Source organism: Kitasatospora sp. NPDC029367 (assembly GCF_055569135.1).
Map to the genome: position 1 here is coordinate 64,554 of NZ_JBVHYH010000006.1, position 11,321 is coordinate 75,874.

Annotated in this window: 10 protein-coding genes; 4 read left to right on the forward strand and 6 right to left on the reverse strand. The window is 73.4% G+C overall.

The genetic code is table 11. From position 1 onward, the window contains the following. Positions 1-1,629 (forward strand): L-glutamate gamma-semialdehyde dehydrogenase, encoded by a 1,629-nt coding sequence (pruA, locus tag ACZ4W5_RS05860; protein ID WP_360236240.1) that lies wholly within the window; start codon positions 1-3, stop codon positions 1,627-1,629. A 159-nt stretch (positions 1,630-1,788) separates the two neighbouring features. Continuing rightward, a complete protein-coding gene (locus tag ACZ4W5_RS05865) occupies positions 1,789-2,718 on the forward strand; it encodes a proline dehydrogenase family protein (RefSeq protein ID WP_360236243.1) in 930 nt (309 codons plus the stop codon). 60 nt (positions 2,719-2,778) lie between these two features. Here ACZ4W5_RS05865 and ACZ4W5_RS05870 read toward each other — a convergent pair whose 3' ends face one another. Further along, positions 2,779-3,378, reverse strand: coding sequence for a Uma2 family endonuclease (locus ACZ4W5_RS05870; RefSeq protein WP_465653141.1), 600 nt, complete (start codon positions 3,376-3,378; stop codon positions 2,779-2,781). 149 nt (positions 3,379-3,527) lie between these two features. On the opposite strand from ACZ4W5_RS05870, the gene ACZ4W5_RS05875 reads away from it, so the two are divergent. Further along, positions 3,528-4,220, forward strand: a complete 693-nt coding sequence (locus ACZ4W5_RS05875) for an RraA family protein (protein WP_465653143.1) — start codon at positions 3,528-3,530, stop codon at positions 4,218-4,220. Positions 4,221-4,230: 10 nt separating this feature from the next. On the opposite strand, the gene ACZ4W5_RS05880 is transcribed toward ACZ4W5_RS05875, so the two are convergent. The 4 genes from ACZ4W5_RS05880 to ACZ4W5_RS05895 form a co-directional block, all read right to left on the reverse strand. Further along, entirely contained in the window at positions 4,231-4,719 is a 489-nt protein-coding gene (locus ACZ4W5_RS05880; RefSeq protein WP_465653145.1) for a GNAT family N-acetyltransferase, read from the reverse strand. 46 nt (positions 4,720-4,765) lie between these two features. Further along, on the reverse strand, positions 4,766-5,734 hold the full coding sequence (locus tag ACZ4W5_RS05885; RefSeq protein WP_465653147.1) for an SGNH/GDSL hydrolase family protein: 969 nt from the start codon (positions 5,732-5,734) through the stop codon (positions 4,766-4,768). A 143-nt stretch (positions 5,735-5,877) separates the two neighbouring features. Then, the gene (locus tag ACZ4W5_RS05890) at positions 5,878-7,206 is read right to left on the reverse strand and encodes a TerD family protein (RefSeq protein WP_465653247.1); all 1,329 of its coding nucleotides are present in this window, start codon (positions 7,204-7,206) and stop codon (positions 5,878-5,880) included. Positions 7,207-7,364: 158 nt separating this feature from the next. Beyond that, positions 7,365-8,738: a hypothetical protein gene (locus ACZ4W5_RS05895; RefSeq protein ID WP_465653149.1), complete on the reverse strand. Its 1,374-nt coding sequence runs from the start codon at positions 8,736-8,738 to the stop codon at positions 7,365-7,367. Between the two features lie 330 nt (positions 8,739-9,068). On the opposite strand from ACZ4W5_RS05895, the gene ACZ4W5_RS05900 reads away from it, so the two are divergent. After that, positions 9,069-9,569, forward strand: coding sequence for an SsgA family sporulation/cell division regulator (locus tag ACZ4W5_RS05900; protein ID WP_360236258.1), 501 nt, complete (start codon positions 9,069-9,071; stop codon positions 9,567-9,569). On the opposite strand, the gene ACZ4W5_RS05905 is transcribed toward ACZ4W5_RS05900, so the two are convergent. Further along, a complete protein-coding gene (locus ACZ4W5_RS05905; RefSeq protein ID WP_465653151.1) occupies positions 9,521-11,128 on the reverse strand; it encodes a GAF domain-containing protein in 1,608 nt (535 codons plus the stop codon). The genes ACZ4W5_RS05900 and ACZ4W5_RS05905 overlap by 49 nt on opposite strands. Positions 11,129-11,321: the final 193 nt, after the last annotated feature.

Below are 11,321 nucleotides of genomic sequence, written 5' to 3' on the forward strand. Positions count from 1 at the left end.
ATGGATGCTGTGACCCAGGTCCCCGCGCCGGTGAACGAGCCGGTCCACAGCTACGCCCCCGGCAGCCCCGAACGGGCTCGCCTGGAGGCCAAGCTGAAGGAGCTGGGCGGCCAGGAGCCGGTCCAGCTGACCATGACGATCAACGGTGAGCGCCGGATGGGCGGCGGCACCGAGATCCACGTCGTCCAGCCGCACAACCACGCGGCTCGGCTCGGCACCCTGCGCAACGCCACCCAGGCGGACGCGCAGGAAGCCATCGACACTGCCCTGGCCGCTGCCCCGGCCTGGCAGGCGCTCTCCTTCGACTCGCGCGCCGCGATCTTCCTCAAGGCCGCCGACCTGCTGGCCGGCCCCTGGCGCGAGACCCTGGCCGCCGCCACCATGCTCGGCCAGTCCAAGACCGCCCAGCAGGCCGAGATCGACACCCCCTGCGAGCTGGTCGACTTCCTGCGCTTCAACGTGCACTTCGCCCGCCAGATCATGGCCGAGCAGCCGATCTCCTCGGACGGCGTGTGGAACCGCAGCGACCACCGCCCGCTGGAGGGCTTCGTCTACGCGATCACCCCGTTCAACTTCACCGCGATCGCCGGCAACCTGCCGACCGCGCCCGCGCTGATGGGCAACGTGGTGCTGTGGAAGCCGTCCCCCACCCAGCAGTACTCCGCGCACCTGCTGATGCAGCTGCTGGAGGAGGCCGGCCTGCCCAAGGGCGTCATCAACATGGTGACCGGCGACGGCCTGGACGTCTCCGCCGTCGCGCTCAAGCACCCCGCGCTGGCCGGCATCCACTTCACCGGCTCCACCGCCACCTTCCAGCACCTGTGGCGCGAGGTCGGCAACAACATCGCCGGCTACCGCACCTACCCGCGGATCGTCGGCGAGACCGGCGGCAAGGACTTCCTGGTCGCCCACCCGTCCGCCGACCCGGCCGTGCTGAAGACCGCGATGACCCGCGGTGCCTTCGAGTTCCAGGGCCAGAAGTGCTCGGCGCTCTCCCGCGCCTACGTCCCCGCCTCGATCTGGGCCGGCCTCAAGGACGAGTTCGCCGCCGAGGTCGACGGCCTCACCATGGGCGACGTCAGCGACCTGTCCAACTTCATGTCGGCCGTCATCGACGAGCGCGCCTTCGCCAAGAACAAGGCCGCCATCGACCGCGCCCACGCCGACGCCTCCGTCGAGGTCATCGCGGGCGGCACCTACGACGACTCGGTCGGCTACTTCGTCCGCCCGACCGTCCTGGTCTGCCAGGACCCGGCCTCGGAGTACTTCCGCGACGAGTACTTCGGCCCGATCCTCGCCGTGTACGTCTACGAGGACGAGAAGTACGAGGAGATGCTGGCCCAGATGGAGTCCGTGTCGCCCTACGGCCTGACCGGCTCGATCATCTCCCAGGACCGCGCCGCGGCCCAGGACGCGATGCACAAGCTGCGCTTCGCCGCCGGCAACTTCTACATCAACGACAAGCCCACCGGCGCCGTCGTCGGCCAGCAGCCCTTCGGCGGCGGCCGCGCCTCCGGCACCAACGACAAGGCCGGCGCCAAGCAGAACCTGGCCCGCTGGACGTCGACCCGCTCGGTCAAGGAGACCTTCGTCCCGCCGACCGACTACCGCTACCCGCACATGGGCTGACCAGCCCTGTCGCCGATCGATCCGCTGTAGAGGCCATCGGTCACCCGCGACGTCCGGCCCCGCAGCCGGGTGTCGCCCCGCCGGGGCGGCGGCCCACCCCCGTACCGCCGCCCCGGCCCTTTTCTGCCACCCTTGGAAACACCAGCTCCAGGAGTCCCGATGCTCCGTTCCGCCCTTCTCGCGGCCTCACGGTCCCCCCAGGTCCGCACCGTGGTCGAGAAGTTCCCCCCGACCCACGCGATAGTCGAGCGCTTCGTCGCCGGTGACGTCCTCGACGACGCCGTCACCGCGACCGACGACCTGGTCGCCACCGGCCGCAAGGTCACCCTCGACCACCTCGGCGAGGACACCAAGGACGCCGCCCAGGCCGCCGGCACCGCCGAGGCCTACGAGCACCTGCTCAAGGCCCTCAAGGAGACCGGCCTCGCCGCCGCCGCCGAGGTGTCCGTCAAGCTGTCGGCCGTCGGCCAGTTCCTGCCGGTGGACGGCGAGAAGATCGCGCTGGAGAACGCCCGCCGCATCTGCGAGGCCGCCGCCGACGCGGGCACCACGGTGACCCTCGACATGGAGGACCACACCACCACCGACTCCACCCTCGCCATCGCGCGCGAGCTGCGGGCGGACTTCCCCTGGCTGGGCGTCGTCCTCCAGGCCTACCTGCGCCGCACCGAGGCCGACTGCCGTGAGTTCTCCGGCCCCGGCTCCCGGGTGCGCCTGTGCAAGGGCGCCTACAAGGAGCCCGAGTCGGTCGCCTTCCAGGGCAAGCACGAGGTCGACCTCGCGTACGTCCGCGCGCTCAAGATCCTGATGGCCGGCGAGGGCTACCCGATGATCGCCTCGCACGACCCCAACATGATCAAGATCGCCGGCCAGCTGGCCCAGTGGAACAACCGCACCCGGGACTCCTTCGAGTACCAGATGCTGTTCGGCATCCGCCCCGAGGAGCAGCTGCGCCTCGCGGAGGAGGGCAACACCATGCGGGTCTACCTCCCGTACGGCCAGGAATGGTACGGCTACTTCATGCGCCGCCTCGCCGAGCGCCCGGCCAACCTCACCTTCTTCCTGCGCGCCATGGCCACCCGTAGCTGACCCTGGCGGCAGGATGAACGGCCCGCACCCCTGACGGGGGGTGCGGGCCGTTTTGTGCGTTCACGGCCGAAGGAAGTACTTGGTGTCCAGATCGAAGTCGAAGGGGGCGGGGAGAGTGAGGGGCTCGCCGAAGGCGGCGAGGTGGACCTCGGTGTACTCCTCGCGGTGCGGCTTGCTGAACAGACTGACCTGCGACTTCTCGCGGTCGATGAGGAGGTACAGCGGGATGCCCGCCCGGGCGTAGCAGTGCCGCTTGGTGATGCGGTCCTGGTCAGGCTTGCTGGAGGTGATCTCAGCGACCATCGCGACCCCGTCCGGATCCATCCAGGGCGGGGCGTCCCACAGGATGTCGAGCTCTCTCGGTGCGAAGGTCAGGTCGGGGATGACGTAGTTCTTGGGGCAGAGACCGCCCCTGGCCAACCGAAGCCCCTTGTTGCCGGACCCCTGCATGCGGACTGCCGACTTGGCTTTCACCTCGTCGATCAGCAGGTCGAAGTAGTACTCGTGCCTGCCGTCCGGCGGTGGTGCCACGATGATCTCTCCCTCGATCAGCTCAGCTCGGAAGCCTTCGGGGGAGTGCAGGCTCAGGAAGCTCTCCAGCAGGATGTCGGCCTGCGATGGGTCGCCCGTGATCGGTTGCTCATGCGCCACAGCACTCATGATGCCCCTCCTTCAGATGGGCGTCACGCTATTGGCGGCCGGGTCTGGTTGTGCAGTACACGGCGGACTTTCACTCGATGGTGTGAGTTTGAGGCTTGGAATAGCATCCCGGTGCTGGTCAACTGGGCTTTTGGTGGGAGGAGTTGGGGATGTTGAAGCAGTTCGAGGGGCTGTCGACGCCGTTGGTGGCGGATGCGTGTGTGCGGCTCGGGGTGGGGGTGCGGGCGGCGCCGGTGGGGGTGGGGGCGGTGGTGGCCGGGGGCCGGGTGGCGGGGCGGGTGCTGCCGGTGCGGCACTACGGGAGCGTGGACGTGTTCCTGGAGGCGTACGGGGGCGCGCTGGACGGGGACGTGCTGGTGATCGACAACGGCGGGCGGACCGACGAGGCCTGCATCGGGGACCTCGCGGTGCTGGAGGCGCGGGCCGCCGGGGTGGCCGGGATCGTGGTGTGGGGGCTGCACCGGGACACCCCCGAGCTGGTGGAGATCGGGCTGCCGGTGTTCAGCTACGGCGCGCTGCCGGTGGGGCCGCTGCGGCTGGACGGGCGGGAGCCGGAGGCGCTGGAGTCGGCGCGGTTCGGGCCGCACCTGGTGACCACCGGGGACGCGGTGTTCGCGGACGCCGACGGCGTGCTGTTCGTGCCGGCCGACCGGGCCGGGGAGGTGCTGGAGACGGCCGCCGGGATCGCCGCCACCGAACGGGCGCAGGCCGGGCGGATCACGGCCGGGGACACCCTGCGGAGGCAGACCCGCTTCGAGGAGTTCCTGGAGCGGCGCGCCGCCGACCCGTCGTACAGCTTCCGGCAGCACCTGCGGCGGGTCGGCGGGGCGATCGAGGAGTAGGGCCCCGTGGTTACAGCGGGCGGTACATGACGTGCAGGCCGACGTAGCCGTCGACCGGGTGGTGGAAGGCCTCGGGGACGGTGCCGACCACCTCGAAGCCCAGCGAGCGGTAGAGCTTGACGGCGTGGTCGTTGTTGGCGACCACCGCGTTGAACTGCATGGCGCGGAAGCCCGCCCCGCGGGCCCAGTCGAGGGTGTACTCGACCAGGGCCCGCCCGATGCCCTTGCCGTGGTGGGCCGGGTCGACCATGTAGCTGGCGCTGGCCACGTGCCCGCCGTTGCCGGGGCGGTTGCGGTTCATGTTGGCGGTGCCGAGGACCGTGCCGTCCTCGTCGACGGCGACCACGGTGCGGTCGGGGGCGGTCTTCATCCACCACTCCCGGCCCAGCTCGGAGGGCATGTCCAGGGGGTAGGGGAAGGTCTCGCCGGCGGCGACGATGTCGCGGAAGAACGGCCAGATGGCCGACCAGTCCTCGGGGGTGGCTTCGCGGATGATCATCGGATCAGGATGATCCCCGACGGTGGGCCGCGCCACCGGTTTTCCCTCAGTCGCCGAGGATGACTGTCTCGACCTGGGCGGCGGCGAAGGCCTGGCCCTTGGCGTTGGGGTGCACCAGGGCGTACTCGAGGGGCAGGATGCTGGTCAGCAGGCCGTCCAGCCAGCGGTCGTCGTCGCAGACGCTGTGTCCGGCGCTGGCCGGGTAGAGGTCCACGAAGGTGTCCCGGTGGGCGGCGGTCTCCTGCTGGATGACCGCGTTGAGCGGCTCCAGGATGGCGGCCCGCGCCCAGGCGAGGTCTCCGGTGGTGAAGGTGGCGAACTGCAGCGGGTCGCCGTACCGGCAGCGGTTGGCGTCCTCGGGGACGAGGTGCGGGTAGCCGACGGTGACGACCTTGGCGGACGGGGCCTTGGCGTGCAGTGCGGTGAGCATCTGGTCGTAGCCGGAACGGAGTTGGTTGAGGCGGCCGGGCAGCTGGGTGTCGTACTTGTCCTTGCAGGGCGTACCGGTGTTTCCGGTACCGGCGCCGAGTGTGACGCAGTCCTCGAGGATCTGGGCGAAGCCGAGGTCGTTGCCGCCGATCCCGACGGTGATCAGGTCGGTGCTCTGGCTGACGGCGTCGATCTGCGGCGGGACCGGCGGGAACGGCGCGTCCGGGTCGGTGCCGTACGGCGGGAGCGGGCGGCCGAGCGGGGACAGCTCGGTCGCGTAGACGTTCCCGGTGGTGGCGCCGCTGCAACTGACGTTGCGCAGGTCGACCAGCGGGCCGAGGTCGCGGCGGATGACCTCCGGGTAGGAGCCGGTGGTGCGGGCACAGCCGTCGCGCGGGGCCTCGAACTCGTCGCCGGTGGCCTGGATCATCCCGGCGGTGTACGAGTCGCCGAGGGCCACCCACTCCAGCCCGGCGGCGCGGGTGACGGGCTTGGCGGCGGCCTCGGCGGTGGTGGGGGTGATCAGGCCGACGGCCAGGGCGACGGCGGTGCCGGCGACGACGAGGCGGGACGGGATGTGCGGCACGGTCTCTCCTCCTTGGATGCAGGGGAGAGCGCGAATCACCCCCCGGAGAGTCAATCGAGTCGATCCGTGGACGACTTGATGCCCCTGGGGGGTGAAATCGGTGGCGTGGCTTTGACGTTGAGTGGATGCGGTCGGGATCGGGATCAGAGGAGGGCGGCGGAGGGTTCGATCATCGCCCGGGCGGTCTTGCCGTCGACGAACTCGCCGAGCGCCGTCATCTCCCACTCACCGGTCGGGCGGCGGACCAGCTTGCACATCACCACGCCGGTGCGCGGCTCGGAGTGGGTCAGGTCGAAGCGGACCAGCTCCTCCTCGGTGCGGACGTCCACCAGGCGGCAGTAGGCGTTCCGCAGCTCGGTGAACTTCTGGCCGGAGAAGGAGTTGACCACGAACACCAGCGCGTGGACCTCGGTCGGCAGGCCCTCCAGGTGGACGGTGATCGCCTCGTCGTCGCCGCCGTCACCGCCGACCAGGTTGTCGCCGGAGTGGGCGATCGCGCCGTTGAAGATGCTCAGCTTCATGAACCACGCCGTCTCCAGGCGCTTGTGCTGGGCATCGAAGGCGAGGCAGGAGGCGTCCAGGTCGATGTCGCGGCCGCGGGCGGCGGACTCCCAGCCGAGGGCCATCCGGACCGAGGAGAGGAAGGGGCGGCCGTTCTTCACCAGGGAGACGGAGCTGCCCTTGACCAGGCTGACCCGGCCCTTGTCCAGGGTGACCTTGGGGCGCTCGGCGGGGGTGGCTGCGGGGGCCGGGGGCTCCGGGGGTGCGGCGGGCATGGCCGGGACGGTGGCCAGGGCGATCCGGGGGTCGACCGCGGGAGCCGGCGGCGCCGGGGGGACGGGCGGGGCCGGGGGCACCGGCGGGACGGGCGGCAGCGGGAGGTCGGCCGGGGAGTGCAGCTGGACGGTCGGCTGCGGGGTCGGGGCCGGGGGCGGGGTGGGTGCGCTCGGTGCGCTCGGTGCGCTCGACGGGGTCGGGGCGTCGTCGACGGTGACGCCGAAGTCGGTGGCGATGCCCGCCAGGCCGTCCGCGTACCCCTGGCCGACCGCGCGCACCTTCCAGACCCCGTTGCGCCGGTAGATCTCGACCACGATGAGCGCGGTCTCCAGGCCCAGCCGGGGCGGGGTGAAGGTGACCAGGACGGCGCCGGTGTCGGCGTCCCGGACGGTGGCGGTGGGCTCGATCCCGGCGAAGGTGGCGGACTGGTCGGCCGGGCTGGCGGTGACCACGACCTTGCTGATGTCGGCCGGGACGGCCGGGGTGTCGACGGTGATCGCGTCAGGTGCTTCGGCGGCGGCCGGGCGCAGGCTCACGCCCGGGCCGTGCGGGGCGTTGAAGAAGACGAAGTCGGCGTCCGAGCGGACCTTGCCGGCGTCGGTCAGCAGCAGGCCGGAGACGTCCAGCGCCTTGGGCGCGGTGACCTCGACGGTCACCCGCGCGGCGGTCAGCGGTGCGTTGCCGCCTTGGGTCAGGACGGTGGACAAGGACTCCTCCTCGGGTGCGGAACGACGGCCCGGGCCGGGGCCGCTGGGGGCGTCGGGCCGGGTGCTGCACACAGTAACGAACGGGGGTGCGGGGATGAGCCCGGTGAGCTGGCCGATCATCGGACGATCGGATCGGCCGAGGGGGGTCAGCGGACCTGGCCCGCCGGCTGCCGGGCGGCCTGCGGCGCGGGCTGGGGTACGGGCTGCTGGGGCGCCCGCTGCGGCGCGGTCTGCTGGGTGGGCTGCGGCTGGGTGGGCTGCTGGGTGGGCTGCGGCGCCGTCGGGCCGAAGCCGCCGAGCGCGGCGACCGCCCGGGGGTGGTCGATGCCGAAGGCCGCGGCGTTCCAGCTCTCCTGCGCGCCCGACCTGCGTACCGGGCCGACCTGCTCGGCCGGGCGGCTGCCGCGCACGACGAAGCAGTAGCGGCCGGGCTCGACGTCGGTGCCGGGCGGGGTGGTGAAGCGGTAGACCAGGCTGCCGCGTTCCTGCTGGGTGGTCACCACGGCGCCCGGCAGGTCGGTCCAGACGGTGCCGGTGCCGGGGGCCAACTCGCCTGCGGTGAGCCGGAATTCGGCCTGGAGTGCGGTGACCGGTTCGGTCACGGTGAGGTCCAGCGCGTGCCGGAGGCCGTCGCGGCCGAGGGCGGTGGTCAGTCCGGTGCCGGTCAGGGCCTGGTCGGCGTCCGGGGTGGTGCCGTCGGTGGCGCCGTCGGCGGCCCCGGCGTCCTCGGTGCTGCTGGTGCTGTCGGTGCCGTTGGTGGCACCGGTGCCGGCGGTGCCCTCGGTGCCGGCGGTGTTTCCGGGGACGGCGCCGGCCGGTGGCGGCGGGAGCGGGCGGCCCGGGCCGGGGAGGGCGGCGCCCGGGCGGCCGGGCTTGGCCGGCTGGAGCGCGGGCGGGCGCGGGGATTCGCCCGTGCCGGCTGCTCCGACGCCGGGTCGTCCGGTACCCGCCTGCCCTGTACCCGCCTGCCCGGGCGCCGGGGTGGACGGGTCGGCGGCCGTGGGCGGCTGGGCGGAGGGGGAGACGCCGTCGGCCGGGGTGTCGGCCGAGGGGCGCGGGTCGTGCCCGGCGGAGGCCTGCCCGCCGGTCGACGGCGTGACCGGTACGGCCGTTCCGGCCCGCAGCCCCGACGGCGGCGTGGCGGCGGCATTGGCCGGGCCGGACGGGTGCGTGGAGGGACGGCCGGAGGCCTTCGGGGCGTGCGGGCGGCCGGAGGGCGGGGGAGGGGTGTCCGTGGTCCGCTCGGAGGCCGCCTCGGCCTGGTCCGTACCGCTCGGACTGGGCGGCGGGGTGGTGCCGACCCGGGCGACGCCGGCCCGGCGGCCGATGCCCTGCTGCTCGTTCAGCAGGAGGGTGGTGGCGATGCTGATGCCCACGACGGTGGACATCGCCATCGCGGCACCGGAGAAGCGCAGGGTGGGCAGCCGGAAGCGGCCGCCGAACGGGCGGGGCCGACCGTGCCGGCCCTGTCGTGCGGGTTCGTGCTGCACGTCCCGCGTGGTCTCCCCACGCACAGCCACCGGACCCCTCCCTCCCCGAAGCCGCCGTCGCGTCGCCGTATTCTCCCATGCACCACCGCCGGGCAGCGGTCCGGCCGTTCCGGGCCGGCCTCGCGGGCGGGCCCGCGCCGGGAGGGGGAGAGCGTACCAGCGGGTGGCCGGACGACGGACAGTATCCCTCCATTTTCCGGACATCCGTTCGATGAGCGGAAGTTGACGGTCCGTCTGGTATTCCTGGTAGGGATCGGCGGGCCCGGGCGGGGGTTGTTGCAACCCCCTTGCAACCCTTGCCCGCCCGGTCGCCGGTGACGCAGGCTGATGGCATCCCGCGCCGTTCCCGGAGAGACCGTCATGCCGCCCGACCCGCTGTCCGCAGCCTCCAGTGCCCCCCTCGCCGCCACCCCCACGGGCGGCGATGGGGGTGGCTCCGCCGCCGCTCCGGCGTCGGTGGAGGAGGTGCTGACGCTGCGGATCTCACTGGGCGACGAAGTGGTCGGCGAGGTGTGCACCCGGTTCCGCTTCGACACCGCACGGCCCTACGAGGTGCTGCTGACCTTCCACCTGGGGCGTCCGGACGAGGCGGACTGGGTGTTCTCCCGCGACCTGCTGCGCGACGGACTGCAGGGGATCAGCGGCCAGGGCGACGTCAAGCTGTGGCCGGCGTACTGCCCCTGCCACGGCTCGACGCTGCACCTGGCGCTCGAATCCCCGCACGGCAGCGCCCTGCTGGAGGCCTCCAGGCCCCGGGTGCAGGCCTGGCTGGACCGCACCTACGCGCTGGTCTCGGCCGAGGCCGAGCGCGACTACGGGCCCACCGACGCCCAGCTGGCCGCGCTGCTCGCGGGCGGCTGAGGAGCGCAACCTCCCCTCGCGGGTGGGGTGTTGGCGGCAGTGCTGTCGGTGACAGCGCTGTGGGCGGACGCGCCGTTCGTGGGGGTGCCGTTCGCCGGTGCGCACTGCGCGGCCGGGTCGTCGTCCGGGACCGGCGGGCCCCCGCCGTGGCGCGGGGGCGGCACGGGTGCCGCGGCCCCGGGCAGCCGGACCAGGCCCGCCACCAGCTCCGCCCGCAGCCGTCGTACCGCGGGGGCCGTGGAGGAGGGCAGCAGGTCGAGCGGATCGGCCGGCCCCTCCACCGTGACCAGTGCCGAGTCGGCGAAGCGGTACGGCCGGTGGGCCAGCAGGCCGCCCAGGTAGCGGCGCAGTCGGGACAGCTCGGCGCGCACCGTGACCGTCCGCCCCGCGTCGCCGAACAGCGCCTCGGCCAGCTGGGCCGCGGTGCTGCCCTCGCGGGCGGTGGCGAGCAGCAGCAGGAGCTCGGCGTGGCGCGGGCTGACCGGGTGCGACCAGCTGTCGGCAGCGCTCCGGACGGACAGTTCGGGGCGGTCCGGTCGGCGCAGGTCGAGCCGGAGCCGGGCGCCCTCGGCGCGTTCGGCGGTCACCGTGCCGGAGCCGTCCGCCCCGGTCGGCCGGACGGGCCGCACCAGCCAGCCGTCCGCGAGCGGCTCCAGCACGCACTCGCCCAGCCCCGGCACCCAGTGCACGGCGGCCGGGTCCCAGCCCTCGCTGGGGACGCGCAGCCGGCTCTGCGGCGGCAGCCCGGCCGAGGCGGCGGTCCAGCCGGCCGCGTCCACCACCAGGGCCGGTCCGCCGACCCGGGCGAGCAGCGGGGCGGCCAGGGTGCGCAGCTGGTTCAGCGCCTCCAGGCGGCGGGCGCGCAGCTCGGTCTCGGCGAGCCGGGCGGCGGTGGCGGTGAGCTGGAGCAGGTACGGGCGGACGTTGTGGGCCGGGCCGCTGAGGTTGATGGCGCCGACCAGCCGCCCGGTGGCCGGGTCGTGCACGGGGGCGGCCACGCAGGTCCAGGTGTGGTGGCTGCGCAGGTAGTGCTCCGCGGAGTGGACGTGCATCGGGCGCTGGGCGCGCAGCGCGACGCCGATGCCGTTGGTGCCGACGGTCTCCTCGGTCCAGCGGGCGCCGGTGACGAAACCGATCCGGTCGGCGCTGCGGCGCAGGCCGCGTTCGCCCTCCTGCCAGAGCACGTGGCCCTCGGCGTCGGCGATGGCGAGGATCAGCGGTGCCTGGCTCACCGGCTCCAGCAGGGTCTCGCGCAGCACCGGCATGACGTTGTCGAGGCCGCTGGCCCGGCGGCGCTGCTCCAGCTCGGCGGGGCCGAGCAGGACGGTGGAGGCGCCGGTGTCGGGGTCGAGGCCGAGGCGGCGCAGCCGGGCCCAGGAGTCGCCGATCTCGGGGCGGGGTTCGAGCCGGCCGGGCGTACCGGGCCCGGTGCTCTCGGGGAGGACGAGTTCGCGGGCGGCGGCGTCGGCGAGGGTGCGTTCGTGGACCCTGGCCAGCTCCGCCGCGGTCGGCGGGGTGCGGCGCTCTGGTCGTCGGGACTGCCGTCCGGTCTGCCGCACTCGGGTTGCTCCTCGCCGCCGTTCGAGGACGCGCCGGGGTCGACGCGCTGACGAAAGCGTACGGGTGCGATGGGCGCGTGGGGACGGGGTCTGCCAAGTCCGCATACCGGTCGGTACGGAAACGGCGCGGGGCGCCCGGCCGGGGTTCGTTCGGCGTCCGGCCGGGGTCCGTGCGGCGTCCGGCCCGGGTCGG